This window comes from Mucilaginibacter sp. OAE612, from assembly GCF_041806395.1.
Classification (GTDB): Bacteria; Bacteroidota; Bacteroidia; order Sphingobacteriales; family Sphingobacteriaceae; genus Mucilaginibacter; species Mucilaginibacter rubeus.
The window spans coordinates 2,684,398-2,708,305 of sequence record NZ_JBGMUW010000001.1 but is presented as its reverse complement, the minus strand read 5'-3'; the positions used below and the strand labels follow the sequence as shown (position 1 = coordinate 2,708,305).

The 23,908-nt window shown below is 43.7% G+C and carries 29 protein-coding genes; 5 read left to right on the top strand and 24 right to left on the bottom strand.

Annotated features, from left to right (window positions below; genetic code table 11):
• Position 1: 1 nt before the first annotated feature.
• Positions 2 to 454, bottom strand: coding sequence for a hypothetical protein (locus ABID99_RS11350; RefSeq protein WP_373613776.1), 453 nt, complete (start codon positions 452 to 454; stop codon positions 2 to 4).
• Between the two features lie 60 nt (positions 455 to 514).
• Between ABID99_RS11350 and ABID99_RS11345 the strand changes: the two genes are divergently transcribed.
• From ABID99_RS11345 to ABID99_RS11335, 3 genes are all read left to right on the top strand, one after another.
• Entirely contained in the window at positions 515 to 1,711 is a 1,197-nt protein-coding gene (locus ABID99_RS11345) for a hypothetical protein (RefSeq protein WP_373613775.1), read from the top strand.
• 52 nt (positions 1,712 to 1,763) lie between these two features.
• The gene (locus ABID99_RS11340; RefSeq protein WP_373613774.1) at positions 1,764 to 2,597 is read left to right on the top strand and encodes a hypothetical protein; all 834 of its coding nucleotides are present in this window, start codon (positions 1,764 to 1,766) and stop codon (positions 2,595 to 2,597) included.
• Between the two features lie 542 nt (positions 2,598 to 3,139).
• Complete coding sequence (locus ABID99_RS11335; protein WP_373613773.1) at positions 3,140 to 4,075, top strand: SOS response-associated peptidase; 936 nt, start codon at positions 3,140 to 3,142, stop codon at positions 4,073 to 4,075.
• Between the two features lie 3 nt (positions 4,076 to 4,078).
• On the opposite strand, the gene ABID99_RS11330 is transcribed toward ABID99_RS11335, so the two are convergent.
• Genes ABID99_RS11330 through ABID99_RS11315 form a run of 4 tightly spaced genes read right to left on the bottom strand, consistent with a single transcriptional unit; the run spans position 4,079 to position 9,811 of the window.
• Positions 4,079 to 7,288 carry an error-prone DNA polymerase gene (locus tag ABID99_RS11330; protein WP_373613772.1) on the bottom strand — a complete coding sequence of 1,070 codons (3,210 nt, stop codon included), beginning with the start codon at positions 7,286 to 7,288 and terminating at the stop codon, positions 4,079 to 4,081.
• Entirely contained in the window at positions 7,285 to 8,787 is a 1,503-nt protein-coding gene (locus tag ABID99_RS11325) for a DNA polymerase Y family protein (protein ID WP_373613771.1), read from the bottom strand. The genes ABID99_RS11330 and ABID99_RS11325 overlap by 4 nt, the downstream gene beginning before the upstream one ends.
• Positions 8,780 to 9,505 carry an ImuA family protein gene (locus ABID99_RS11320; RefSeq protein WP_373613770.1) on the bottom strand — a complete coding sequence of 242 codons (726 nt, stop codon included), beginning with the start codon at positions 9,503 to 9,505 and terminating at the stop codon, positions 8,780 to 8,782. The genes ABID99_RS11325 and ABID99_RS11320 overlap by 8 nt, the downstream gene beginning before the upstream one ends.
• Positions 9,506 to 9,514: 9 nt before the next feature.
• Positions 9,515 to 9,811, bottom strand: coding sequence for a hypothetical protein (locus ABID99_RS11315; RefSeq protein ID WP_373613769.1), 297 nt, complete (start codon positions 9,809 to 9,811; stop codon positions 9,515 to 9,517).
• 105 nt (positions 9,812 to 9,916) lie between these two features.
• Between ABID99_RS11315 and ABID99_RS11310 the strand changes: the two genes are divergently transcribed.
• Positions 9,917 to 10,270, top strand: a complete 354-nt coding sequence (locus tag ABID99_RS11310; RefSeq protein WP_373613768.1) for a hypothetical protein — start codon at positions 9,917 to 9,919, stop codon at positions 10,268 to 10,270.
• 5 nt (positions 10,271 to 10,275) lie between these two features.
• On the top strand, positions 10,276 to 10,527 hold the full coding sequence (locus ABID99_RS11305) for a hypothetical protein (RefSeq protein WP_373613767.1): 252 nt from the start codon (positions 10,276 to 10,278) through the stop codon (positions 10,525 to 10,527).
• A gap of 11 nt (positions 10,528 to 10,538) precedes the next feature.
• On the opposite strand, the gene ABID99_RS11300 is transcribed toward ABID99_RS11305, so the two are convergent.
• The 19 genes from ABID99_RS11300 to traK all read right to left on the bottom strand — a co-directional run bounded on the left by ABID99_RS11300 (position 10,539) and on the right by traK (position 23,865).
• Complete coding sequence (locus tag ABID99_RS11300; protein WP_373613766.1) at positions 10,539 to 10,796, bottom strand: hypothetical protein; 258 nt, start codon at positions 10,794 to 10,796, stop codon at positions 10,539 to 10,541.
• A gap of 154 nt (positions 10,797 to 10,950) precedes the next feature.
• Positions 10,951 to 11,172, bottom strand: coding sequence for a hypothetical protein (locus tag ABID99_RS11295; RefSeq protein ID WP_373613765.1), 222 nt, complete (start codon positions 11,170 to 11,172; stop codon positions 10,951 to 10,953).
• Between the two features lie 313 nt (positions 11,173 to 11,485).
• Positions 11,486 to 11,977, bottom strand: coding sequence for a hypothetical protein (locus ABID99_RS11290; RefSeq protein ID WP_373613764.1), 492 nt, complete (start codon positions 11,975 to 11,977; stop codon positions 11,486 to 11,488).
• A gap of 20 nt (positions 11,978 to 11,997) precedes the next feature.
• Positions 11,998 to 12,831: a DNA adenine methylase gene (locus ABID99_RS11285; RefSeq protein WP_373613763.1), complete on the bottom strand. Its 834-nt coding sequence runs from the start codon at positions 12,829 to 12,831 to the stop codon at positions 11,998 to 12,000.
• 17 nt (positions 12,832 to 12,848) lie between these two features.
• A complete protein-coding gene (locus ABID99_RS11280; protein WP_373613762.1) occupies positions 12,849 to 13,049 on the bottom strand; it encodes a hypothetical protein in 201 nt (66 codons plus the stop codon).
• A complete protein-coding gene (locus ABID99_RS11275) occupies positions 13,046 to 13,204 on the bottom strand; it encodes a hypothetical protein (RefSeq protein ID WP_373613761.1) in 159 nt (52 codons plus the stop codon). The genes ABID99_RS11280 and ABID99_RS11275 overlap by 4 nt, the downstream gene beginning before the upstream one ends.
• A 60-nt stretch (positions 13,205 to 13,264) precedes the next feature.
• Positions 13,265 to 13,765 (bottom strand): hypothetical protein, encoded by a 501-nt coding sequence (locus tag ABID99_RS11270; RefSeq protein ID WP_373613760.1) that lies wholly within the window; start codon positions 13,763 to 13,765, stop codon positions 13,265 to 13,267.
• Positions 13,762 to 14,634 carry a hypothetical protein gene (locus ABID99_RS11265; protein WP_373613759.1) on the bottom strand — a complete coding sequence of 291 codons (873 nt, stop codon included), beginning with the start codon at positions 14,632 to 14,634 and terminating at the stop codon, positions 13,762 to 13,764. The genes ABID99_RS11270 and ABID99_RS11265 overlap by 4 nt, the downstream gene beginning before the upstream one ends.
• 19 nt (positions 14,635 to 14,653) lie before the next feature.
• On the bottom strand, positions 14,654 to 14,974 hold the full coding sequence (locus ABID99_RS11260) for a hypothetical protein (RefSeq protein ID WP_184547241.1): 321 nt from the start codon (positions 14,972 to 14,974) through the stop codon (positions 14,654 to 14,656).
• Complete coding sequence (locus tag ABID99_RS11255) at positions 14,964 to 15,572, bottom strand: hypothetical protein (RefSeq protein ID WP_373613758.1); 609 nt, start codon at positions 15,570 to 15,572, stop codon at positions 14,964 to 14,966. The genes ABID99_RS11260 and ABID99_RS11255 overlap by 11 nt, the downstream gene beginning before the upstream one ends.
• Positions 15,573 to 15,578: 6 nt before the next feature.
• Positions 15,579 to 16,361, bottom strand: a complete 783-nt coding sequence (locus ABID99_RS11250) for a DUF4099 domain-containing protein (RefSeq protein WP_373613757.1) — start codon at positions 16,359 to 16,361, stop codon at positions 15,579 to 15,581.
• Positions 16,362 to 16,371: 10 nt separating this feature from the next.
• A complete protein-coding gene (locus tag ABID99_RS11245; RefSeq protein WP_373613756.1) occupies positions 16,372 to 17,580 on the bottom strand; it encodes an ArdC family protein in 1,209 nt (402 codons plus the stop codon).
• Positions 17,570 to 17,746, bottom strand: a complete 177-nt coding sequence (locus ABID99_RS11240; protein ID WP_373613755.1) for a hypothetical protein — start codon at positions 17,744 to 17,746, stop codon at positions 17,570 to 17,572. Before ABID99_RS11240 ends, ABID99_RS11245 begins: the two co-directional genes overlap by 11 nt.
• Before the next feature lie 17 nt (positions 17,747 to 17,763).
• Entirely contained in the window at positions 17,764 to 18,693 is a 930-nt protein-coding gene (locus ABID99_RS11235; RefSeq protein WP_373613754.1) for a M23 family metallopeptidase, read from the bottom strand.
• Positions 18,694 to 18,716: 23 nt separating this feature from the next.
• Positions 18,717 to 20,750, bottom strand: a complete 2,034-nt coding sequence (locus ABID99_RS11230; RefSeq protein ID WP_373613753.1) for a TraM recognition domain-containing protein — start codon at positions 20,748 to 20,750, stop codon at positions 18,717 to 18,719.
• A gap of 4 nt (positions 20,751 to 20,754) precedes the next feature.
• The gene (traN, locus tag ABID99_RS11225; protein ID WP_373613752.1) at positions 20,755 to 21,597 is read right to left on the bottom strand and encodes a conjugative transposon protein TraN; all 843 of its coding nucleotides are present in this window, start codon (positions 21,595 to 21,597) and stop codon (positions 20,755 to 20,757) included.
• A 17-nt stretch (positions 21,598 to 21,614) separates the two neighbouring features.
• A complete protein-coding gene (locus tag ABID99_RS11220; protein ID WP_373613751.1) occupies positions 21,615 to 22,817 on the bottom strand; it encodes a conjugative transposon protein TraM in 1,203 nt (400 codons plus the stop codon).
• Between the two features lie 18 nt (positions 22,818 to 22,835).
• Entirely contained in the window at positions 22,836 to 23,267 is a 432-nt protein-coding gene (locus ABID99_RS11215; RefSeq protein WP_373613750.1) for a hypothetical protein, read from the bottom strand.
• Entirely contained in the window at positions 23,239 to 23,865 is a 627-nt protein-coding gene (gene traK / locus ABID99_RS11210) for a conjugative transposon protein TraK (RefSeq protein WP_373613749.1), read from the bottom strand. The genes ABID99_RS11215 and traK overlap by 29 nt, the downstream gene beginning before the upstream one ends.
• Positions 23,866 to 23,908: the final 43 nt, after the last annotated feature.

The window sequence follows — 23,908 nt, the reverse complement described above, 5'->3', positions numbered from 1 at the left end:
ATTATTTAAAATAGTTCCAATCGATTTTAAAATGCGTATCAATAGTGTTATTCAGGATTTCAAACCCTGTTTTATTGTTACATATAGGATAAACACCGAAGTGTTCTACGAAATTTAATATGAAATAGCTTTCTAAATCTTCGATCCTAAAAACCCAATTGCTGCGCAACATTTCAAAATTGATATAAGTAAAATATAGAGGCTCAATTTTTCGATAGTTTACCAATCCGACATTTTTAGACTTACCACCAAAATGTCCAATAAGCCTGCTGCCTATGCTATTGGTTTTTCGTTCACTCATGCCAATGTATAAAAGCCTTGAGGTGTCAAAAGGATATTGTATAAAGATCGACTGGCTGAAAATAAAATATAAGCCAGCGATACCACTCAAAGGGTTGATATTCGATGGATCAAACAATTTAGGTTCATCAAAATATATTGTGATGATTGACATATAATTTAGGGTGTAAGCAAATGTACTGATATTAAATACAAATGTTTTGCATATCTAAATATGGATTCGCAGCTGATTAATGAATGGTTAGAGAAAAAAGTATCTTTGTTTATGTACGATTTTAGCCTTTCACTTTACTTTTTCGATGTCAGGGAAGCACATCCTTTGGATACTTTTTTTATTTCTCTCCAAAACAAGATTGTCCTTTACCGTAAACATTCAGAAACAACGACCGAACTGTACCGAAAAGAATTAAGGCAGGGACTTGAAAAATTAAAAGCTGAGCAGCTTGAAGCAGAAGAAAAAACACTTGCAGCCTATAAAAAATCCTATGCTGAAGCCGGAGGAAGTGATGAGGATAAACATAGTTTTGCCACAATGGACGCTGGAGTATTGGATATGCAAAATCATTTTGCTTCAGCTGATGAGCGTTTAAAAACCCAATTTTTTGAGATGGCAGGCTATTTTAACAAGTCATCTTTGGTAATCGTTTATGCCTTGGTCGAAAACGAGTTGAGAAAACTTTGCGGCCTATTAAAAACAACTTTAAATAAAAGGATTTCCCTGGGCGATTTGGAGGGCAAGGATTATCTGCAATCTATTTTCGATTATTTTGACAAGGTTTTAGAGATAGATCTTCAGCGGGAACAGCACTTTTTGTCAATATTTAAAGACATACAGTTTTTAAGAAATAAGATTATGCATAATGGTGGGGAGTTCTCAATTGTAAAAAATGAAGAACTTGATCGGATTGTAAAAAGCAGTAAAGGCCTACTTTATTTGAATACAAATCGTGAAGAGGGAATACGTATTTTGGGGATTTCACGGATTGATTTTGTGTATGAAAAATATGATATCATACTTTCATTCCTACAAAAGTTAATATGGGTCGTCGATGAAAAATTAAAATATTCACTGCTCGAAAAGAGGCTTGTTTATTTGTTCCGGTACTTAACTGATGATTTAGATATTACAATTCAGCAAGTAAATAAGGTTAAGAATGGCTGGCAGACTACTTTTTTAATTGATACTATGGACTTTGACTATCTGATTGAATATCAATGCAAACTCACTGTTGTTGAGGCAAAACAAACAACAATAAATATTCTCAATCAAATAGAAAGTGATAAAAAACTTGAGAGGTTGAATCAACAATTGCTTGAAAACATCGACTTGCTAACTGAAAATATTTTAGCAGGTTTGTTTCATCCAGAAAAAGATGTAAATATTCAACTAATGTTTTACCCCAAATCTTAAATTGCTGATAGAACCGATTAATTAATTATTCACGAATTTTAGACAACTTATTATGGCAGAACCCTTAGAGACAGACTACCTTGCCACCCAAATCCGGGATCGGATCAGTGCCTTAAGTTCCGAATACTTTAAACATACCATGCAGGAGGAATTTGAGGACCTGCATGACCGGGACAGCACTTCCAAGGCGGAAATGATGGATTGGGTTCATGATACGCTGAAAAGAATTTATGTTTTGATCCTGGCATATCTGGAGACACAAAGGCTACCGCTGCTTGCGGAAACATTCAGAAACCGTTACGAAAACAGGTTGGAGGATGCAGGTTTCATGCTTGATGCGGGCGCCATGCCTTTCGACGAAGGCCGTGACTCATATCTATACCGATTGCGGGAATTTGAGGATTTTTTATTGGCTTTTCGGGCATTCGACATTTTCCGGGAAGAAAAACGTATCAGTACAAATATGCTGGAATCTGTTTTAAGTAATAGCCACCTAATAGTGAAGAAAACCAAAACTGTTATAAAAACGGAAACAACAGTTTATAAGGCCATAGAATGGTTTCTGCAAATGATGTACCCGGAAATTATTTACAGCAAGGCTCCATTATTTCCAGGAAAATTCAAGCATTATAGCGCCGATCTATTCATACCTGAATTACAAACAGCTATAGAATATAAATTGGTTGACCCGAACGATAATCCCGAAGACTATATTGATCAGATTAAAATCGATGCGGTAAATTATCGCGGAGATGACCGGTATAACCTATTCTATGCAGTCGTTTATTTTCGCGATAATGAAACACATAAGTTGGAAACTTTGCAAAGCTGCTGGCGGTCAAAACATTTCCCGGCTAATTGGAAACCAATTTTTGTATTTGGATAGGTTGTATCCACCCTATAACGGCCTCTGCCTTTCACCATGTTGGTTATTAAAAAATCGCCTCTGAATTGCTTCTTGAACCTGCAATAATTGCCTTTGTATAGCAACCTTATATTCCCATTCCTGTTGATCTCTATCTCTCGTTAGAGCCTCCATAATTTGCGAAATACGCGCCAACCAATCCCCATTATTTGCAGTTTGAATATATGCTTTTCTTGGGATGCTTATTGTTTGAAAAATTCACCCTTACAATGCTTTTTTAAAATTACTAATTTTATTAGTATATTTGTCTTAATGAATGATCCGAAGATATTTGAGGTGGAACTAAACGGGCAGATCGTCCAAGTGTCTGACCATACTATTAAGTCGGCTCGGGTCTATCATATTGTCTACCCCAATTCCAAACCGCCTTTAAATATTACGATAGCGGAAGATAGTGACGGATTGAAATTCTGGACTTCCCTACCTGAAGGACGTCAGAAAGAAGCGGAATTTGCAGGCAAGGTTATTGCTACGTATATTCGTGAATACAGGAGGAACCAACTATGTGTTACTACAACGGACAAAAAGTTACCCGCTCGGAATTTATTCGATTAAAAGGCATAGAAAAAGCGATCAGAAATTATAATTTCCTGAATGTCGGCGTTCATAACGGCTTTAACTATGCCCCCTGTGCTATATTAGTTCCATCTGAAGATGGAAAAGATTTTGAGATCGTGCAGGCCGAATGGGGCTATGTTCCTGGTTTTGTGAAAACCCGTTCCGAGGCCAATATTTTCCGCGCCAAATACACTACTCTTAATTTTAAATCAGAAAATCTTTTTGTGAAGGAGGACGGCAAACGGTCTATGTGGTCTTCCGCAGCTAAAAACCGTCGTTGCTTAGTATTATCTACAGGTATCGTCGAAAGCCGACATGTCCCGAAGATTGGCAAGAAGGGACAAGAGCTAAAAGAGACTATCAAGTATCCATATTATGTGACGGTAAAGAACCAGGAGTATTTTTTTATGCCAGGTTTATATAACGAATGGTTAGACCCGGAAACGAGCCAGTTTGTAAATACCGTCGCTATTGGAATTACAGAGGCCAATGCCCTTATGCGCCAAGTTCATAATACTAAATTGCGCATGCCGACGATATTAACGGAAGACCTGGCGTATGAATGGTTACTCAAAAAGCCGGACGAGGAACGATTGAGCACCATTGCCCGCACACAAATACCGTCACGCTTATTAGAGTTTTGTACGATTGATCCAGATTATCGCACCGCTAAAGAAGCGACGCCGCGTGACTTTCAGGAATTAGCGCCGATAGACACGGCTTACCTTGACGTTGCTGAGGAACTAAAGTTTAATCATTGGCCCGACGATCTTGAGCCTGTACTGGCTGGTGCCGAGCGGCCATCAGGTACAGTAGTCGAAAGTACCGTCAGAACTTATTATCCGCCAGGTATGAATCCCCAAGGCGACCTGTTCAACTAATGTTTATTTAAAATTCCTGCCTTTGTGCAGGTAGTTGGCCGATTCGTTATCGAGAGACTTTAACGGTTTTTCCACCGGAATAAATGGGGAGGCTTTTTCATCAGCTCGTGACAACGTCAAAACAGGTTGTTTCTCGTTACGGATTGCGGTTAGATCACCCAAAAGTTTTGTGATATCGAAAACACGGCGCACAATGATGTGCGTAACTTCAGCACGTTCGACCACACCTTCAACCATCAGTAATCGCGCATGTAAAATTTCTTTGCGGTATTTATCGAACAGTTTTGGAAAAACAACCAGGTTGGTTATGCCGGTTTCATCTTCCAATGTTATAAAGCAAACTCCTTTAGCTGTCCCTGGGCGCTGCCTGATCAAAATTAAGCCAGCGGTTTTAATGACTGTTTTATTTTCAATCACATTAGCTTCTTTAGCTGTTTTGATATGCAGCAATTCAAGTGTATGGCGAATAAAGCTGAGTGGATGGCCCTTTATAGAAAGGCCGGTTGTAGCGTAATCTTGTACGACGTGTTCGGACAAACGCAATTCAGGCAGATTCACTTCCGGCTCGTGAACGCTTTCCGATGGTTGGCCTTGCATCAATTGCACAGGACGGTCATGTAGTGCAGAAACTTCCCAAAGTGCGCGCCTGCGATCAAGTCCCATAGAACGGAAAGCATCGGCATTTGCGAGTTTTTCCATCGTTGCTACGCTAACTCCGGCATCACAAATCTGATGAGGAGCGGTGTAAGGTTTAGTTCTGCCCGCCACAAGCTTTTCCATTTCCTCTTTTCTAATGCCATCAATTTCCCTAAGCCCTAATCTATGCGCAAAATATTCACCTTGCTTGGCTTCAAGCGTATTGTCCCATTGTGAAAGGTTAACATCAATAGGCAGCATTTTAACACCATGCTCACGGGCATTCCTAACGATCTGTGCAGGCTGATAAAAGCCCATGGGCTGACTATTAAGTAAAGCAGCGCAGAACACATCGGGATAATAAAATTTCAGCCAACAAGAAACGTAAACGAGTAAAGCGAAACTGGCGGCATGGCTTTCGGGAAAACCATAACTTCCAAATCCCTCTAACTGTTTAAAAATACGGCGGGCATACTCTTCAGTATAACCACGAGAAGTCATACCGTTGATCAGTTTATGCTCAAACTTACTAACCATACCGTTGAATTTAAAGGTGGCCATCGTGCGACGAAGTAGGTCAGCCTCGCCTGGTGTAAATCCGGCAGCAACTATAGCCAATTCCATCGCCTGCTCTTGGAACAGCGGTACGCCGAGTGTGCGCTCCAATATAGATTTAATTTCGTCCGATGGGTAATCTACAGCTTCTTCTCCATTCCGTCGCCTGATATAGGGATGCACCATGTCGCCTTGTATCGGGCCTGGCCGTACAATTGCTACTTCGATCACCAGGTCATAAAAGCAGGTAGGCTTCATTCGTGGCAGCATAGACATCTGCGCACGGCTTTCAATCTGAAATACGCCAACGGTGTCGGCAGCAGTGATCATTTCATAAACTTTTGGGTCGTCCTGCGGAATATTTGCTAAGGTGAGTGTAATGCCGTAATGGTTTTGCACCAAATCAAAAGCCTTACGGATACAGGTCAGCATTCCCAAAGACAAAATATCTACTTTCATAAAACCGAGCGCGTCTATGTCGTCCTTATTCCATTCGATATTCGTGCGGTTTTCCATGCGGGCATGAAAGATTGGGCACAGGTCGCTTAACTTCCCGTCTGTAATAACAAAGCCCCCAGTATGCTGGCCAAGCTGACGGGGAAAGCCGATAAGCAGGGAGGTCAGCTCTATCACTTTTAGCAAATGAGGATCTTTGTGATTAAGCCCCAAAGAGCCGACTTGTGCCGCCGTAATTTCCTCATCGGACAGATCACCGTAAGCATCAGATAGTTGCTTAACCACATCTACCGAAAGTCCCATAGCGCGTCCGACATCATTAACCGCGCCTTTGTAATGGAGCATAAATACGGTTGGCAGGATCGCCGCACGGTCACGGCCAAAGCGGTTGTAGACATACTGCATTACTTCTTCCCGCCGTTCATGCTCAAAGTCTACATCAATGTCAGGCGGCTCGTTGCGCTCTTTGGAAAGGAAACGGGCGAAGAGTAAATTGGATTTATCAGGTGCAACCGACGTAATGCCGAGCACAAAGCAAACTGCAGAATTAGCGGCAGATCCCCGGCCCTGACAAAGAATATGCTGGTTCCTGGCCCAAGTAACATAGTCTTCTACAGTGAGGAAATAATCGGGAACATCCAATTCGGCAATGATCTCCAATTCATCTTCAATAGCTTTTTTGACTTTTGACGGTATGTTGTTATTATAAAAGCTATTCGCACCTTTCCAGGCGAGGTATTCCAATTGCTGCTGAGGTGTACGACCGCCAGTGGTCAGTTCACTGGGATATTTGTATTTCAGTGATTTCAGGTCGAACCGGCAGGCATCAGCAATAGTTCGGGCATTAATGATCGCTTCCGGATAATTGCGAAATAAGCGCTCCATCTCAGCTTTTTCTTTGAGATGCCTTTCGGCATTTTGATGCAGTTTATAACCGGCATTAAAAATCGTGCATTTTTCCCGAATGCAAGTCACAACGTCTTGCAGTTCCCTTCTGTTAGGGTGATGATAATGAACATCATTAGTGGCGACCAATGGGATATTTAATTCAGCTAACAGGAAAAGGCGCTTGGCATCATCGCCTGTATAATATTTGGTTGCAGCGAGATAAAGGTTAGGCAGGTTTTGCTTGTAATCTTTTACATGGTTCGTAAATACAAGTTCAAATTCAAAATCTTGGGTGATCTTGTCGGGTGGTATGATAATAAAATAAGACCCTTCAGAATGCTGGTAAACATCCCTTTTAGAAATATAACATTTTTCTTTTTCAGCACGCAAATTGCCCAATGTAAGTAAAGCGGAAAGCCGGGCATAGGATTCTTTGTCAGTTGGATAAGCCAACAAGCTTGGGCCATCGAGCAGGTCAAGGCGAACACCGGGAATCAGTCGGATATTGCGGTCTTTAGCAACTTGGTAAGCACGGACAACACCTGCAAAAGTGTTACGATCACTGATGCCAATCGCATCATACCCCAAATCGGCCGCTTGGTCGACGAGTTCTTCCGGGTGACTGCCGCCGCGCCGAAAGCTAAAATTGCTGGTCACCTGTAATTCGACGTAACTCATGCGAAAAAGCCATGTAGATACCAGTGTTGATTGTTTTCTGCATTATAGTGGCCTGAGCGAAAAAGCCAATACCGACGCCCTGCTTCATCTTCGGCGATATAGTAGTCCCGGTGTTCACCCGGTTCGAGCCACCATTCACGTTCGATGCGCTCAGGGCCGTCGGCACCTACGATAATATGCTGCTCACCTTTCCAGATAAATAACTTGGGCGGGTAATCCGGTGTTAGCGCCATCGCTTCAATACGTTCCGGATTATCCAGTATTTGCATAGGCCGTGGTTTATCCGTGCGCCAATCACTTTCGGGTTTCTTTTTAAAATTGGTGTTTGGTTCCGGCGTGCGTTCAGGCCAGTAATGTTCCCCTGGAAGGTAACGATTAATATGAGCTGTGCCGATCCGGCCTGCTACCCGGTCAAGCAGTTCGGCTACTTCTTCACTATCCGCGCCGCCTCCGGCTGACCAAATTTCACTTTGCTTATCGTTGACAGGTTCCGTCTTCAGTGCATCCAACACAAATAATTCAATGCCAAGTCCCGGCGCGATGGTTTCCAGCTTAATAAAAAATAATTTGAATAAGTGCTGTGTTCGGTTACTGGGATGATTGGTGCCTATGCTAATGTTCCCGTTCTTGCCATCTACCCGATACCAGGTTAATATAGCGGAGCGGACACCTAAACCTTCACCGTAAAGCCTTTTGCAAAGCCTTTCGAGCAAATCATTTAATCCTATTTCTATAGCCGTTCGGGTACGGACAGGTTCCATGCAATCGAGGCGTACGCTGTATGGCACTGGTTCTTTAAGCGGAAATAAATATTCTACCTCCTGACCGAGTGCTTGTTGCAGCCGCAGTACCATATCTTTACCAAAACGCCTGCGTAAGACGGCGTTTGGCATGTAAATAAAACTATTGATCTGATGCAGGCCCAAGTTCCGCAGCTTCAATAGCTGGTTCATAGGCAAACGTAGCGCGGATGGTGGTAACGGCATCAGCGCATTCCTGTGTTCGCCTTCAGGTACGATAAGGCCGGAGGTCGCGCAACGGGCAACGCCCCAGGCGGTGCCGATAGTGTCGGCAATCGCCGGGCGAACGTCATAGCCAATCGCTTTTAAGCGGGAAACAATTTCTTGTAAATAAGCTTTTTCCCCGCCTTTCAAATGTGTACAGCCGGTTACATCCAGTAATAAACCGTCAGGCGGATCAACCTGTACAAGCGGCGTATAACGCAGGCACCATTCCGCGAGGCCGGTTAGTAATTTCAGGTTGCGGCCCGGTTTACCGTCGAAAACCTGGAGATCCGGCGCGATGACCCGTGCATCGGCAACGGTCATACCTTCCGTTACTCCGTACTTACTGGCTTCATCTGTCAACGCGGTAATGAGCATACGTCCATGGTCGGGTTCGGCGAAGACATATGCTTTCCCTTTCAGCCCGGTTTGGCGGATTGCCTTCCAGTCTGTGAGTAAATGCCGGAACCATATGGACGCAAAACGCTTAGGCATAACGGCGTGCTTCTTCCGTAAGCTGCGGTGCGGTGATCGTCTGAAAATCCTGTTTTTTCCACTCTACAGTCCAGTTGCCTGGCCTGCCATTCCTCACTTTAAGCAATTCAACTTGCCAGCGCGGATGGCCGACGCCAGGCATACCAGTTCTAAGCTGGCTACGCACAGGCCGGATTTGCCATCGGGTAACGCAGGCAGTCGTATTGACTTTTTTGACATCCTTTCGCAAAACAAAACCCGTTACGTGGCTTTTTTCAACGGCTAATTGTAAACGTTGGGATTCCGTAAAGCTGAGGTCTTTAGTTTCACAAATGACTGTTGCAACACCATCACATTTTAGCACTTCCTCGGTAACCCAAAGCACATCTTTTTGTAGCGGCACATCTACGAAAATAACACGGTCGGGATCGACACCAAAAAGTTTCAGCGCTGGCGGGTAAATGCGGCGGGTATAACTGATCCACAAGCAGGCCCCACCATTGCCCAATAGTTTTTGAACAAGACCGGCAATAAATCCACCGCTGGCGGCGGTGTCTTCCGGACAGCTGCTTATAAATTCATGGATCGCGCCGGTCGGGAACACGCCGTCGGGAAAAGCGGCTGCTACCGGGCCAAGGCCCAGGTCATTGTCAGCGCCGGGTTGCGGCGGACGGAAGCCCTCCCAGCGGATCATATCCTGCCTGAGTTTGCTGATGATTTCTTCTTTCGTTGCAGTCATGGTCGTCGTTTAAAAGTCAAAGTGCATTTGATCAAAATTCAGCTTACGGCTGCTGTTATACTCCCTAATGGCGGCGGCAATGGTTCTCACTTCATCCAGCGAAAAAACCTCATCTTCGCTGAAACCTATTATATCTTCAGGTTTCAGCTGATCCTTCTCGATATTCACATAAATCACCGAATGATGATTGAATGTCCTGATCTGATAGCGCATAAAACCTACGTGATCAGCGAGTTGGTCAAGCTGTTCGCCAGAGAAAGTTACCAGCCGAGAGTTGAGTTCTATTTGTAAATTAAATGGTACCATGTTTGCCAAATTTGAGGACTATAAAGTTATGCTAATATTTTTAGCATTTTCTATTACTTTTTTACAATTTTTTATTCACATTTGTTTTATTAAAATTTACTGAACATGGATAAGGCATTTTTAAGTGGGCCCAAAGCGATTACAATTGATCGAAAGCAGGGAGGGCAACTAACCCTGCGGGTAATCCCTGAATTTGATGATGCTACCGAAGCATTAATTTATGGCGGATTGGCCTTTCAATTATTTCGGGAAGATTATGGCATGTTTCAGTTATTTCATGTTGAAGTGCCTGGCTACGAAGCGCCCAAAATGGAATCGTTAGGCATGCTTTTATTTGACCGCGAGGAAAATTGGATTTATGACGGGGATAAATTAACAATTGATGAACAGGAAGAAGCTGCGGGATTCATTACCGGTCATCGTGGAGCAATGGATAGACTGATCAAAGACATTCTTTAAAACATATGCATACAGAATACCTAAAGCGGGTGGTTATATATCTACAGCAGGAATTGCCGGAATATCAGGAAATGTTGAGTGTGAAAGCTAATCAGATTGTTTTTACCGTACATCCCGGTGCCGTATTTGAACAATTTTACCAAAAGCTATTCGCTTCTGTATCTGCTTGTACCGCCCGTATCCGCAACAGAGAAATTGATCTGGAATTTAAGGTATGGTCACCTACGCAGGAGCGCGATTTTAAGGTGCTTAAATAAAATTTCTACTACTAAACAAAATGCCAGTCGATCTCATTGCCGACAAGCTGTGCCAGCCAATTCAGATCCGGATTGGTTAGCCATTCCCACTCGTTGATATCGGCACAAATAACGGCACCAAGTTCTTTGCCTGCCTGGAAAATATAAAAACAACAAAAGTCATCCCCACTGTACCAATGGGGAATTATATCAAGATCAATCGTACCCCTATTGATTTCAATGGTAATCAAAAAAGGTGCTTCCGTTAGTATAGTTTCGACATCAAACAATGTTCAGGAGATTAGAAGTTAGGTATCCGATTAACATTTTTAATTTAGGATACTGACCTGGATATTACCCTAAGCTACGAAATCATAAAGTCATTTCAAATAGCCCAACCTAACTTATCCCCGTGTAAGATTTTGCAATCGTACTGTTTTCGAGTTAAAGTTTTGGTATTTCCGGCCCGCTAAACGGGTTTTCAATGGCTTCCATGATCTGTATTAACCTGTGCCTTGCATGGCCATTTTTGGAATCGTTCCGCATCATCTCTATATTCCGATCTACCGCCTCTTTCACATTAAACTGGGTAATGGCTCTGTTTATCCGTAATGTTTCCGGTAAAGTAACCTTTTCAAAATAGGCTATTAACTCCTGATCTGTCATTTAGCAAAAATAGCAAGGCTATGTATGGAATTGATTACTTCTCTATTTATTCTTTCCAATTTTTGGCGAATCATTGTTTTTCCATTTGAAAAAGTAAAAATAAAAGTCCCGATGCGCTCGCCGCCGGGGACTTTCAACCTAAACCTTATCACAATAAGCGAATGAGAATCATTCGCTTAAAATAGGTTGGCAATTTAAGCAATAAAATAACTTACAGGCAAATAAAAGGCACAACAAAGTACCCCGGCCTTAATAGGTCGGGGTGCAATAGCTTATGCTTTATAAGCATAAGGCAACAGGTAGGAAATAAAAATCACCTTCTTATATATTGATTATTTTCAGGGCCGTCTTTTTTTCGTTCTAACAGCGTTTCCCATATTTCGTAGTCACTTTCATAAGTTTCGCCCTCGAACAGGTACCTCTCGTTCTCTTCGTCAAAAGTAATCTGCTCAAAATCCTCGTCACTTAGCGAAATATCTGTCAATGTTTTGCCATCATAATTAGTTTCACCGAAGATGCCCATGTTCGGTTCAGAATAGCTTTGTACAAATCCGACCTGATAGTTATCCGCTAATTCTGTTACGATAGCAATATTCGGCGACCATTTCGTCTGATAGCTTAGATAATCATTATCCCATGCTATTTCAAAGAAATAACCGCCCTTTTCCTTGGCAATAAAATCAGGCAACTGGCCTTGATCAGTTTCTTTTTCTTTTTGGGCCATGCGTTCAAAAAGATCTTTCAAAGACTCGATCTGTTTTTCATCTCCTTTAAATTCAACAATATTGCTGCACCAGTTTGGCATAGTAATCAGTTTTAGAGGTTTTAAAATAATAGTTTGCCGTAGTTCTGGGCCAAATGAAATGGGTAATTGGCAACCAGCATCTCGGTCTTTAACTTCTGCTTGCGGCTTTTTGCATTAACAGCAATTGGTTGAATAATAGCAAGTTCTACCCACCCAAACTGTTTAACGTACCTCGCTAAAATGCCGGACGGGTAAGCGGACAATAGAAATTTACCTTTTATTTTAGCCAGTAAAGAGAGCAAATTCTCAAAATCCTGCTCGGAGTAACCATCATAATGCCCCATGTCAGAATTGAAATACGGCGGGTCGCAGTAGAAAAAACTGTTTTCATGGTCACGGCTTTTGATAATTTTTAAAGCATCAGTACATTCCAACTGGCAGTTTTTCAACCTTTTGACCAGCCTTTTGGTAAAGTTGTCAATCTTGGATTGAATCTTTCCGTTCATGGTATTACCTGTAATATCATATCCCCAGCCACCATCTATCATGGAGGCGAAACTTTGGCAACATAACACCCAGGTTGCCCAGGCACGCTTAACTTCGGAAAACATGTCGGTGTTATTGTAGATCACCCAAGCATGGCGGTGCAATTCCCGGCTATGGAGTGTAGCTTTAATTTCTTCATATAAAGCTTCATAATTTTGTTGTATGACCCGGTAAAGGTTTATCAGTTCACCGTTGGTATCGTTTAGCACTTCCACTTCGGAAGGATGTTTTGCAAAAAATATGGCTGCACCTCCTGTAAATGGTTCCGCATAAAGTATATGCCTGGGGATCATGGTAACAATCTTTTCAGCCAGATTCTGCTTGCCACCGTAATAAGTGACAGGCGTTTTGATTTGGACATTGCTCATAGAAAAGATTTGGTTTTTTATAGAACATCGGTTAAAGTGAGGTCGACCACTTTGTCATTAATCAACAGGGATACGCGGCACTTTACGCCAGGAGTTCCCATGCTTTGTACTTTGAAGATTTTGCCATTATGGATAGCATGCGGTGAATCTTCCGGCACTTGAATCAAAGCGGTGCCGCTCGCCCTAATCCGGTCGACCTTAGCAAGAATGTGTTTCATCGTTTAAAAATTTGCGGGTTGGGAAAAGCCAGGTCTAAACCGCCCGGCCCGTTTGAGAAAACGGGGTTGGTGAAGGGCGGCTTTGTCCTGGCGCGGGTGCCTGAAGGTGTGCGGGCGTTCCCGGCGCAAGCGATCCCGGCGTAGCGGGTACGCATGCGCAAAGGGTTAGCCCGCATTCCTGCAAGGCATGGGAGAAAAACGTTAAAGGAGTTTACTTAACGGCCTATCTTACGGCTATTGTCCTGATTATTTTGGATTTCATTTATCCGGAACTCGTTATACTTTTTACCGGTGAGATAAGACAAAACCTCCAGTTCGTGCAGGTCTAAACTTTGAGCAAGAATATGCCGTGTTAGATAGGTTTCCTTTTCGGCAAGTTGTTCAGGATTTTCCGCCGCATTTATGAATGCCCGAAGCAGTTCTGCCTGGGGTGACAAAGGCTGCTGCTGTAAACAAGTATAGGTATAGGTGCCACGATCCTCGTAAGGTACACGAAAGTCTATCTTATAGCTAACATCGAATTGCTCGGCTATTTCGCTTAGGCTCCTGATCGGGGGAATCCAGCGTGAGTCAAAATGAAGTGCGTTATCATAAACCATGATCGAAAGAAAAGGCGGTGTATGTTCCTCCATTTGGTTGAAATGATCTAAGATTACCTGTTCGTTATCGCCAGCAAACACAACAGTGTTCATACAATGGCCGGTAAGATTGCTCATCGTCCTCTTGTTACGTTATTGGCCTCACTTTCCGTTTGCTTAAATGAATTGGAGATATCATTTTCGGGAGCTTCCTGACGTTTCACGGTTGTGGTTTTAGTTTGTTCCCCATTGCCTCTCGCTGCTGCTTTTTCCGGCCATATTTCCTCATCCCTGACCTCTTTCATGTTTTTATCGTAGATGTCAAAAGATTTCATAACCGGATTGGCAGCGACCAAAACTGGAATAGATTTTTTACCCATGGTTAATTCCGTTTGCCAGTAATTACCGTTGCGCATAGCCTGAAGCCCCTCTGATTTGGTGGCTTCTTTATCCAGCCCCTTTAAAGGATACTTAGTTATGCCATTTTCAAACTGGTAGCCATATTCTGGCCTTAATACCTTTAGCGGGTGATTACCATATGCATCCTTAACATCCAGCTGTAACTTAAACCAGGCCTTGATTTTTTCGGATTTTTTCGCATCAGCCTCTGCGCCTTGTGGCCTTACGTAAATATCCTTTTCAAGTGATTGTCCGGATAATAATTTATAAGCCTGTAAAGCCGTAATGCGATGATCCCTTTCGATGTCGAAGGTTTGCTCACGCGGCACCAATTCACCTGTTTTATGCAGCGTGACATCAATCGTATTTAAAAAATAGGCATCGCCATCTTTTTGTTTATTAAAGTTAAGGCCATATTGAATGTAATCGGTTTTTGGAGCGTTTACATCCTTACTTTCTAAGGGCCTTAGAATATTGCTAATACCCAGGGTAAATTTGGGCAACTCTCGGCTAATCGCCGATTCCAGTACTGCATTTAGCTTTTCGCCAAAACCAAGGCTGGTTTGCAGTTTTTGAAGGTATTCCAGGTTTTTTTCATTTTTTACCATAATAATTAAATTTTAGTGATTAAAAAAGTTTGTATTGATGACCGATGGCCGGAGGTTCGTAGCCATTTTCCCTCGCGAAGTGTTCGCCGAATTCTGTAACCAGTTCCGCTATATCCCGGTAAGCCGTATCCTCCAAAACTTCAGTATGAAAGAAATGTGAACGATAGCCTGTTTCGCTGATAATTGGGCTTTCTGAGCGAAACTCCATGTGGCTGACCAATGGTTCATTTTCCGGATCGGGATGCTTATCCAGCCAATAATAGCGGTAAGCGACCTGTACATCCTGCCCATAAACTTTGATTTCCAGGTCGACGTTTTGTTTAAACTGTTCAGGTATCATAGTTGGCAAATTGTAATTCGATAAATGAAGACAGGCCACGCAGCGGCTTATGCGTTCGCATGCCTGCCCGCAATCCGGTTAGCCGCTCAAATCGACTTAGTGAAAAAACTTCGCTGTCTACCATAAAAGGCTTGTTGCAGCAGGTAATCTTTACCTGCTCGTTCATGATCTGGAAAGAAACAGAACGGCCCTTAAACCAGGTAGCTATTGCCGCATCTGCAATGCGGCCAACGAGGTTGGCATCAAAAATCAGGTGCCAGCGCGCCAAAGGAAAAGTTGATTTTAAAGCCTCCACTTGCGCCATAGATGGTAATAACCCTACTGCCGCAAAAGCAAGTTGTTCAGGAAATTTTAATAAAAATGCTCGTTGCGAAATAAAGCAAAGCAGTTCGGCTGCTGAATAACTGATATACAGGTCGCTAATCAGATTTGGATGGTCGGCATTTGCCAGCCAAAATTCCGAGGTGGACGGGACGCGATGCCATTCCGGTGCCCAACTTTCCACGACTTCGTTGCCATATTGAAACATCAACCGACCGTCGGCATATTGAAAAAATGGAGTGAAAAGCTCTATCACCTCCGGCTTGAGGCCAAACATAGGAGGTTATCTGGCGCGGGTTTTGTTATAACCCCTTGTTTCTTCAGTTTGCTGTTCAGTAGCTTTGAACTTCTTGGCAAAATGTTTTTCCATTTCAGCATAAGCCTTTTTGAAAGCTGGTGTCTGCTCGTCGGCTTGTTCTTTTTTATCGCTGTTTAATAGATGCCTTAGTCCCCTGATCAACAAATAAGAAATTCCGCCGTCAAGCAACACGGATAATATCAAAGCTGCGCGGTCAGCACGGATGCCTTTGGGGTCGGTTGCCCGGTGCTGCAACTCGGTTCCGTCCGGCAATCTCACATTAAAGCCTTTTTGAAAATCGTCCTTTTGCCAGTCTTTTAATTTGTACCCATTGATTTTATCAGGTGCAATAACCAGCTTGGGATCAAAAGAGATAAATTCCTTTGTACCAGGGTCATATTCAAAAACAACTTCTTTTTTCCCTGGCCCAGGAATGATCTTGTCAATACTTAGGGTTTTGCCAGTAATCAATGCCTGTGCTTCATCTTCGTCCAGTAGTGGTGGAATTACCGGCTGTTTATAAATGGGGTGCAATTTAAAGCTTACCTGGCCATCCGGGTTTCTGTCCAGTGACAATTTTGCGTCAAGCTGTTCAATGTGAACGCCGCTTGCATCAAGGTTTTTTAGGCTCATTAAATTCGTTCGCCGACCGGCAAGCAAAGCTTCAACATCTTCCGGGCTTAGGATGTAATTCCCGGTCTTATCTACCAGGCCGAGGCTTTCCATTTCCTGCTTCGGCAGTTCATTGACATAAAAAGGATTTTTCATAATTCTATTTTTAGCGTTTTAATTGATAATTATTATTGACCTCTATTTCTGAACCTTCGAAGTTGCCCATGTTTAGAGATTCAATGGTTAATACTTCAGGTTTTTGCTGTTTGGCTCCTAACAGATTTTTGTACAACAGATCCTCCCGGCTTAAAATAAATTGCTGGCCGCTTCCGAGATCTTCCATTTTCAGCCGACCATTTTTCAGGTTTTCGTTCACCTTAAAAATCGTCCCGTTATAGCTGATATGATCGTTTTCCGTTAAGAGGTGACTGGACACCTTTTTGTCATCGGCAAAAGCGGTTAGTTCCATGTTTCGTTTTCTTTCGAGGTCAAGGAGGTAGGTATAAATCTTCTCCGCATCGGCTGCGGCGCTGTGTATTTCAAAAGGATGATCAGTTAGAATACTGATCCAGCTATCCACATAAGCCGTGTGCTGGCTGGGGTCATGGCCGATTCGCAATTCATCGCCGATTAGAAGGGACGCAATTTCTGCCCGTAATTCCTCCCGTGCGTAATCTTTAGTCCCAAACTTGTTTAACAGGCTGCGGTCAAGGCGGCTTTCATGGCCAGTCCAATGGCCGAGTTCGTGAAGGGCGGTTGCATAATATTTGCCTGGCTCATCGAACTGTTGTTTAAGGGGTAAAGTGATATTATCCTTAAAGGGGCTGTAAAAAGCGCGATTTCCCGGAATATGCTGAATATCTGCACCGGAACTTTTGATGAGTTGTTCTGCTCTTTCCAGCGGCTCCCAACCAAGGGAAGAAATATCGGGTATGACCAGTTCGGGGATGCCGTTAACCTGCTCAGCGTTAAAAACGGCAAAACTGGTGATGATTGGCCTGTTCAACTTTACAGTAATTTTTACAGGATCACCTTTATCATCCTTAACCACCTTTCCATTCTCATCTCTTTTCGTTCTTTGCTCGTACAATTTAATAAACTGGATAGCGGTTGATTTCGAGCCTTTGCTTACCTGCCAGCCGTTATCATCAGCCTGTTTATAAGTCATCCACCGGGGATCGTTCCTGCCGCTCATGATGAGAGATAAAGTATTGATCCCCTGGTAGCGATTGCCGGTGACAGCGTTGTAAGGCAATTGAAATGCTGGCAGGCCCTTGCTGTTCCAGGGCTTTTGCCAGGGTGCGGTACCGGCTTTTAAAGCTTCGATCAGTTTCTCAGCAACTTCCACATGAAGTGCCTTTTTTTCATCGGCCATGTTCAGCCTCCCTTCTTTCGTCAGGGTCACCTGGAAATTCATCGGCGTAGTCAACGCCGTAAATCAATGCTTCTTCGGGTGTCAGTTCCAGTTCCTGACGCTCGGCAATCAGTTGTAATTTTCTTTCCAGCAACCCTATGTGCCGGTTATGATAATCATAGTTCATGGTGATTTATTTATGAGTTAAGGCGGCCTGGCAAACAAGCCGCATAAAAAAGCCAGCGGGGATAATTCCTGGCCATGATATTTAATGGAAAAATGCAGGTGTTCCCCGGTAACCCTGCCTGTCGCCCCGGTGATTCCGATAGCCTGACCTGCCACTATTTCTTCGTTCGGCAAAACGACGATTAGCGATAGATGCCCATAAATGCTCTCGAGGTCACTGGTATGGGTGATGATGATATAATTTCCGATGTAGGCGTTGTAGCCAATAGTCTTGACTATACCATTGAGTATGCAGAAAACGGTGTCGTGGCGGGCGGCAAGATCAACGCCCTGGTGAAATTGAATTTTGCCCGTTATGGGATGTAGCCGCCAGCCAAACCGGGAGGTCATGCGCAAACTCTTTAGTGGTAAGCTAAAATCCTGTTGGTCACAATCCATTTGAGGCCATGCTTTTGTTGCTGTTAAAAGCAATAGAAAAATTATGCAGGCATTTCTTTTTAAAACCATTAGACCTATAATTAGCGCCCGGCCCCGGCCGGGTTCATAATCGGGATCAAGGTCGCGATGCACATCAATATAATCTTGTACACTGACCACGGTAGCAAACATCAAATTCGCCCTGCTCATAGCTAAGTCCAAGGCCTCTTTTCGGTGGTTCAGTTCGCCGGTTGCATCCAAAAGATATAATCCTAAAATATCAATCACATCCTGTCCATCAATTTCCTCGTGTAGATGGGCGCGTAACTTGTCAAGTATTTCCTCGCCTGGCACCAGCATTAGCAGGGCATCCGTACTATACAGGCCAATCATCTGATTTTTAAATTTGACCAGCACCTCGTCTTTTTCAACATCCAAATTGTATATGGTGCCCATGTGGCCTTGCATGTGAACTGGGTCATGAGTGAGGGTTGGGTGAACCATGACCACTTTATCAAGTAGTTCATACATAATCTTAATTTTTTGTTAAGTAATCAATGTTTGTGAGCAGGCTTCATAGTGCCCTTTGCCGTGCCTGCTGGCTGTTGTGGCGGGATTTTTCGGAAGGTCATGGTCATGGCTTGCACCTCGTTAGTGATCCGCAAATAGTTGCTGCGCAGTATGTCATCCTTTTTGCCCTTAAAATCATAGAACAGCGGTAAGTCTTGGTAGGCTTTTTCCTCCGCTTTTATGGCATCCAGGTCGAGGTTAATGCGGCAATTGATAGCGGAAGTTTCGTATTTCCCGGTATATTTTTCAACCGCATCCGATGCTAAAAGCCCTACCATTTCCCCAGCTTTTAAGGAAGCTATCTTACCGGCCGGAATCAGCGGTTCGAGTTTCTCGTTTAAGGATAGCGACGTTTTGTTGCGGTCAATACTCAGGCTTTCGCCGGTTTGTTTAACCTTACCAAATAACCGCTCCAGCCATTCGAGCGTATCCTTATTCCGTACTGAGCCTGACAATACGTTACCCATTACTGAGGTAATGGTTTCGGCGGTTTCTTTACCATATTGCTGCCTGAGCATTGGTAATTCCTGCATTCCCAAAAGGACAGATACGCAATTACTACGTGCCTGGGAAACGCATACATCCACACGGTGGCAGTATAAACTTGGGCTTTCGTCGACTACAATCCCGACTGGGATATTACCTTTAGAATTGACTTCACGCAAGATGCAGTTCATCACTACCGAATAGCAGGCAGAGTTGATACTTTGGGTACTTGGGTCGTTGGCCAGCACCAAAATTCCGGGATGGTTAGGGTCGCTTATTTTTAGGTCAAAATCATCACCGGAGAATACCCAAAAAGTTTCTTTCGTCGCCATTCGACTAATAAAGATCTTTAAGGTGCCGACCTGGCCCTCCAACTGCTCAAAGGCTTTTGCCCGGTAAGCAGTAACGAATGGCGATAGCAATGAGGCCAGTTCCGGCTCTGAAAAGAGCGTGGTAAACACTTCCTCGTAAGGCAGATTTAAAAAAGCCAGCACATGAGGTAAAGTGGAATATTTACCATCCTCATATTTACTAAAGAAGTAGATGCAGGCTGCTAAAAAATTGACAGCACTTTGCGTAAAAAATTGGTCGCTGCCGCCGCTCTTATCGCCTTTTTTTAATGCTTCTACCAGTGCTTCGGCATTTTCGGAGGCATCGGCAAGGGTTTTGAGATACTTCTTGTTAAAAGGGTTAACCCGCCTGCTTTTCTCCGGGTCGTTTAGGTTCACCACATGAAAGGTGTAACCTTTGCATTTTTCGTTTTGTTTAGCGAGCAGGTAATGATAATAAACTATCTTACCTAAATCCGGGAATTTCAGATCGTAAACGCAAAGTGTAAACTCGTTGGCTATCATTTGCCGGATAACAGGCATCACAATCCCAAAGCTTTTCCCACTTCCCGGTACTCCCAACAGCAAAATTCCTCTGTATAAATTCTCTAAAACGAGGTAGCCTTTCCGGACTTTATTTTTGAAATAGAACAGGGTTGGAATGTTCACGGCGTTGGTTGCCAGCAATGGCATGGTTCGCTGCATAAAAGATTCCTCCTCTACGTTCCATCTGTCTTTGCCAAGCCTGGCGCTGATCATTTTGGAAACGTTATCCATTGAAGTGTGAATCAGGACAGTTCCTGTAAATGCAAAAGCGATATAGGCGATCTCATACCAGTTTAAGCCATAAAAAACAGGTAATCCCGGATGTCCGTAAAACCATAAGCCTCCGAAAAACAACAGCAAGCCTGAACTTAAAGGATAGGCGACCGAATTTTTAGGATTGAAATCCTGTTGCTTTTTGCTGAGCGTGCCAACCGATACGAGGCAGATCAGGATTAGGGTAAAAAGCTTGCTGTATATCGGTTGCTGGTAAATCTTCAGGCGGTGCAGCCGGTCAATAAAAAAAGCCAGGCCTTTGTAGGCATGGCTTTGTAATAATTGGGGGCCGTAGATAAAGCAAAATATTTCGAGTGCTACGGACAAATAGATTGCGGCCTGCAAAAACCTATGCTGGCTTTGCTGCTCTTTGCTTTCTTCCATAGCCTCATAAATTATCGGCCTTTAAAAGATCGCCGTATTTGATTTGCAGCGTTAATGTTCTGCCGGAAACCTGCTTTTCGGATAGTTCCACATTAAGGATTTTATTATCCGGGAACGTGACCTTTTTGAATACATAAATATTATGGTACTCCTTTTTAAAGGAGGGCTGCTGGTAAAGCTGCCATTCAGGTTTTATTTCTAAAGATTGTACGTTAGTCGCTTTAGTGATTTTTTTGTCCTCGATTTTAAACCGCAGTTCGTCAATGTCATAAGCAAGGTTGGTTTTGTTCTGAAAAGCCACATCTAAAAAAACGTGGTCGCCAACCGTATATACATGATTAAGGATCGCAGTCAGCCCGTACGCCTTTGCTTTCCGGATATCGGATTTTTTACCCCTGTGTAAAATGTCCATAGCGTAGGATTTCATTTCAGGGGTGGTCAGCGTTATGCCAGGAAAGTCAAGCGGCCGGCATTGCTCCGGCTGTATGGCAATAGCTGTGGGTAATTGCCGGCCGGTTGATTTGGTAAACACCAAATGATATTGCGCAATAAAGCTTTCGCCTACGATAGTGATCACGCCGAGGCTGGTGCAATCAGTTTGCAGGTGCCGCAAGGAATCCGGCACCAGTTTTATGCGCAGCAAGTTTTTAACGGGCATATCGCCGGTAATACTATGGCTGGAAATGTCTGCATACTGGATGGGTTCAGGCGATAAAAAATGAATGTCGGCCTGACTGCTGATCTCAATTTGCGGCAGCGAATCAATATTAGTTCTACCAGGGCTTTGAGCAAAAAGAATGTGTGCCGCACCGAAAAGCGCGGTTAACAACAAGAATACTTTTTTCATAAATGTTATTGTTTTTATTAGTGGTTACGAAGAGTTTCGGGGTCAATCAGGTAAACAAGCGTATTGTATTTCAACTTGGCTTTATTCTGGCGTATTAGCTTGCTTACGGCGGTGGTGGTCGATTCAAACATGCGCGAAACTACGCTCATCACCATCTGATTATTGTTATCAGCGGATTGCTGTAAGGTCAGGCCCTGGCTGGCATCGCTGCCAAGATCTTTTGTAAAATCCCGAAATGCGGATGCCGGAACATACAGGCCTGGTAAACCGTCATTATCATAAATGGATAATTTGACGGGCAGCAACTGGTCGTCTTCCATAATGGATTTAATGGTTAATAATACCCTTTGCCCGGTAAAGCCGGATATTTCGGCATAGAGATAAGTACCCTGTTTAACCAGGAAATGTCCGGCCATCATATCTTCCAATAGCCGGATGCGCAAACGTGATCCTGCATAACCGGTAATATTCTGATCGACAATGGCGCGGATGAGTCCGTCATGCTGTTCCGGCATGATGGTATTAAAGGCAGCTGTTGAATTGCTGGCTTTAGTTACCGGCAGCGTTTGTTCCTGTGGTGTCGCCGCTGCCAGTTTTTCCGCTAAAGCTTTTTTTTGCTGCGCCTTATAGTCCGGATCATGTGATTTGTCCATGCTGTCTATGAGCGCCATTTGCTGGCGGAACAATTGCATAGGGTCGGCATTCTGCGGGTTGCCGTTATTGGTGTTTTGCCTGGGCTGGCTGCGCATTCGGTTAAGTGCCTCCGCCAAGGCTTGATCTGATTGGTTGTGTTTTGCGGGCTTAGTTGGAACCGCCGATGCATCAGGAAAACTGGGATAATTAGGCGATAATGACCGCGACCTGTTGCCTTTATACTTAGCGGCTACTGCTTTTTTCAAGGAGTCAAGTTTCCTTTTCTCGGCATCGTTATAGAGATTTGGCGCTGCCGAGGCAGTCGTCGTATCATCCTGTAACTGGTTGATAGCGGTGTAGCCATCCGCTTTTTTGTATTGGTTGCGGTAGGCATCCAGTTTGTCGGTTAAGGTGCTTTTCTTAACCTGGTCGGAAACATCCGCGACGTTATCCTGCAAGGTATCCTTTCCTTTGGCAACCGCTTTTGGCTTGCCGAAGCTGCTTTTATAAGTATAAAAAAGTAGCAGGAAGAAAGGCAGCAGGATAAGCGGCAGGACGTACCTGGGGCTTTTAAAATTTACTTTCATGAGTTAATGATTTAGTTATTAATGGTTGGGCCGGGATTTTTTAAGCAAGGCGCGCAGGCTTTCCATTTGCATTAGCGCTTGATTCAGGGTCAGGCTGTCGGCATGGGTAAGTGTATCTTTTTTCAACAATAAATCGACCTGTTGCTGGGTAGCCCATAAAGTTTGCAATGCGCTTGCGGTGCTGATGATTTGGCCAAAGCCGGAGGCGGTATTTTGAACCGATGTTTTTACCTGTAGGATTGGCCTTTGCCGCTCTCGCATAACGGTAAAAGCCAATACGCCTGAAAATAGAATGGCAATAACCATGGCGGTAAAAACCTGGCGGGGATATTTTTCCATTAGCTGGCGGCTTTTTGAACCTGCGCGCTCGAAATAAATACCAAATTCCTTTTTCAGTTCGCTCCCCAATGTTTTACCGGGGTCACGGTTGGAAGTTATTTTTCTGAACATTATCGAGGTCTTTGTTTTCAAGGGTTTTCCATTGGGTAATCAGGACAGCGTTGGGATTATTATCCGAACGCACGTCAAGGTCTTTGAGGTAGCCCTCCGTGACCAGGGAACGAGTCAGGGTGCTGCTTCTGCGGTCAATCTTCTGTTTGCCATAATACCTGAAATATTTGTGCGGCATGTCCAAATAAACTGAGTCCATTGTTATGGTGAGCACTGCGCTGGAGGATAAAATGGAATTGAAAAATCCTTTTTCCTTGAGGTTATTATATTGTAAGGCACCGCTTTCATCGACGAGATACATCGCCTGTTTCATTTGGTATTCGATGTATTTATCATCGGGAGTCAGCGTAAAAAACAGGCTGTGAAACCGGATAATGTCGGAGCGGTATTCGGCTGCGCGGTTCATCTGCACATCGGTTTGTCTGGCCAGTACAGGTGTGCTATTGGCATCCAATACATAGACACTTTTACGGGCTATTGCTACTTGTTTATAGGCAAAAAAGCTGACTATACCCACCATTGCCAGGGCACATAAAAAGCTTCCTGCGGATAAAAAGGTAGCCAGCCTGATCTTTGATTCAATGTTTTTTATAATCATAATGGGCTTGGAAATTAAAAAAGCCGCCTTGTGGGGCAGCTTT

Excerpts from the sequence above, each read along its gene's own strand:
- ABID99_RS11230 (WP_373613753.1), bottom strand. The coding sequence starts at position 20,750 with ATGGAAGAAAGCAAAGAGCAGCAAAGCCAGCATAGGTTTTTGCAGGCC.
- ABID99_RS11295 (WP_373613765.1), bottom strand. The coding sequence starts at position 11,172 with ATGACAGATCAGGAGTTAATAGCCTATTTTGAAAAGGTTACTTTACCG.
- ABID99_RS11340 (WP_373613774.1), top strand. The coding sequence starts at position 1,764 with ATGGCAGAACCCTTAGAGACAGACTACCTTGCCACCCAAATCCGGGAT.
- ABID99_RS11285 (WP_373613763.1), bottom strand. The coding sequence starts at position 12,831 with ATGAGCAATGTCCAAATCAAAACGCCTGTCACTTATTACGGTGGCAAG.
- ABID99_RS11255 (WP_373613758.1), bottom strand. The coding sequence starts at position 15,572 with ATGTTTGGCCTCAAGCCGGAGGTGATAGAGCTTTTCACTCCATTTTTT.
- ABID99_RS11260 (WP_184547241.1), bottom strand. The coding sequence starts at position 14,974 with ATGATACCTGAACAGTTTAAACAAAACGTCGACCTGGAAATCAAAGTT.
- ABID99_RS11335 (WP_373613773.1), top strand. The coding sequence starts at position 3,140 with ATGTGTTACTACAACGGACAAAAAGTTACCCGCTCGGAATTTATTCGA.
- ABID99_RS11270 (WP_373613760.1), bottom strand. The coding sequence starts at position 13,765 with ATGAGCAATCTTACCGGCCATTGTATGAACACTGTTGTGTTTGCTGGC.
- ABID99_RS11245 (WP_373613756.1), bottom strand. The coding sequence starts at position 17,580 with ATGGCCGATGAAAAAAAGGCACTTCATGTGGAAGTTGCTGAGAAACTG.
- ABID99_RS11320 (WP_373613770.1), bottom strand. The coding sequence starts at position 9,505 with ATGACTGCAACGAAAGAAGAAATCATCAGCAAACTCAGGCAGGATATG.
- ABID99_RS11265 (WP_373613759.1), bottom strand. The coding sequence starts at position 14,634 with ATGGTAAAAAATGAAAAAAACCTGGAATACCTTCAAAAACTGCAAACC.
- ABID99_RS11240 (WP_373613755.1), bottom strand. The coding sequence starts at position 17,746 with ATGAACTATGATTATCATAACCGGCACATAGGGTTGCTGGAAAGAAAA.
- ABID99_RS11215 (WP_373613750.1), bottom strand. The coding sequence starts at position 23,267 with ATGTTCAGAAAAATAACTTCCAACCGTGACCCCGGTAAAACATTGGGG.
- ABID99_RS11350 (WP_373613776.1), bottom strand. The coding sequence starts at position 454 with ATGTCAATCATCACAATATATTTTGATGAACCTAAATTGTTTGATCCA.
- ABID99_RS11220 (WP_373613751.1), bottom strand. The coding sequence starts at position 22,817 with ATGAAAGTAAATTTTAAAAGCCCCAGGTACGTCCTGCCGCTTATCCTG.
- ABID99_RS11330 (WP_373613772.1), bottom strand. The coding sequence starts at position 7,288 with ATGAGTTACGTCGAATTACAGGTGACCAGCAATTTTAGCTTTCGGCGC.
- ABID99_RS11315 (WP_373613769.1), bottom strand. The coding sequence starts at position 9,811 with ATGGTACCATTTAATTTACAAATAGAACTCAACTCTCGGCTGGTAACT.
- ABID99_RS11310 (WP_373613768.1), top strand. The coding sequence starts at position 9,917 with ATGGATAAGGCATTTTTAAGTGGGCCCAAAGCGATTACAATTGATCGA.
- ABID99_RS11290 (WP_373613764.1), bottom strand. The coding sequence starts at position 11,977 with ATGCCAAACTGGTGCAGCAATATTGTTGAATTTAAAGGAGATGAAAAA.
- ABID99_RS11345 (WP_373613775.1), top strand. The coding sequence starts at position 515 with ATGGATTCGCAGCTGATTAATGAATGGTTAGAGAAAAAAGTATCTTTG.
- ABID99_RS11275 (WP_373613761.1), bottom strand. The coding sequence starts at position 13,204 with ATGCGTACCCGCTACGCCGGGATCGCTTGCGCCGGGAACGCCCGCACA.
- ABID99_RS11280 (WP_373613762.1), bottom strand. The coding sequence starts at position 13,049 with ATGAAACACATTCTTGCTAAGGTCGACCGGATTAGGGCGAGCGGCACC.
- ABID99_RS11305 (WP_373613767.1), top strand. The coding sequence starts at position 10,276 with ATGCATACAGAATACCTAAAGCGGGTGGTTATATATCTACAGCAGGAA.
- traK (WP_373613749.1), bottom strand. The coding sequence starts at position 23,865 with ATGATTATAAAAAACATTGAATCAAAGATCAGGCTGGCTACCTTTTTA.
- traN (WP_373613752.1), bottom strand. The coding sequence starts at position 21,597 with ATGAAAAAAGTATTCTTGTTGTTAACCGCGCTTTTCGGTGCGGCACAC.
- ABID99_RS11235 (WP_373613754.1), bottom strand. The coding sequence starts at position 18,693 with ATGTATGAACTACTTGATAAAGTGGTCATGGTTCACCCAACCCTCACT.
- ABID99_RS11325 (WP_373613771.1), bottom strand. The coding sequence starts at position 8,787 with ATGCCTAAGCGTTTTGCGTCCATATGGTTCCGGCATTTACTCACAGAC.
- ABID99_RS11250 (WP_373613757.1), bottom strand. The coding sequence starts at position 16,361 with ATGAAAAATCCTTTTTATGTCAATGAACTGCCGAAGCAGGAAATGGAA.